Source organism: Clostridium sp. ZBS2 (genome assembly GCF_023845855.1).
In the GTDB taxonomy this organism is placed as follows: Bacteria; Bacillota; Clostridia; order Clostridiales; family Clostridiaceae; genus Clostridium; species Clostridium aquiflavi.
Genome location: NZ_JAMQIF010000181.1, coordinates 1 through 293, shown reverse-complemented (window position 1 = coordinate 293; position 293 = coordinate 1). Strand labels below are relative to the sequence as shown.

The window sequence follows — 293 nt, the reverse complement described above, 5'->3', positions numbered from 1 at the left end:
GCCTTAAATATTAGTGGGGTTGCAGTACCAGAAGTATCAGAAAGTCCAGCATCTTTTCTTAAGTTAGAAATACCTTCAGCTGTTCTTGATGTAAAGTTACCATCTATATTACCACCATCATATCCTTTGCAATATAAACCACATTGTAAAATAGTAATTATATTTGTATTGTCATTATTTGAACTTATAGTAGGGCATTCTTTTTCTGTACCTTGGCCCCATAAACCATCAGCATCAACACCTAATTCTATTTGCAAAGCTTTAGTTAAGGCTGTAATTGTACCCCAGCCTGT

General features: G+C 34.8%; 1 protein-coding gene. It reads right to left on the bottom strand.

Annotated elements, in window-relative coordinates:
* Positions 1-293: peptidoglycan-binding domain-containing protein (locus NG918_RS16870; protein WP_252227216.1), on the bottom strand; the 293-nt coding region annotated here is incomplete at both ends.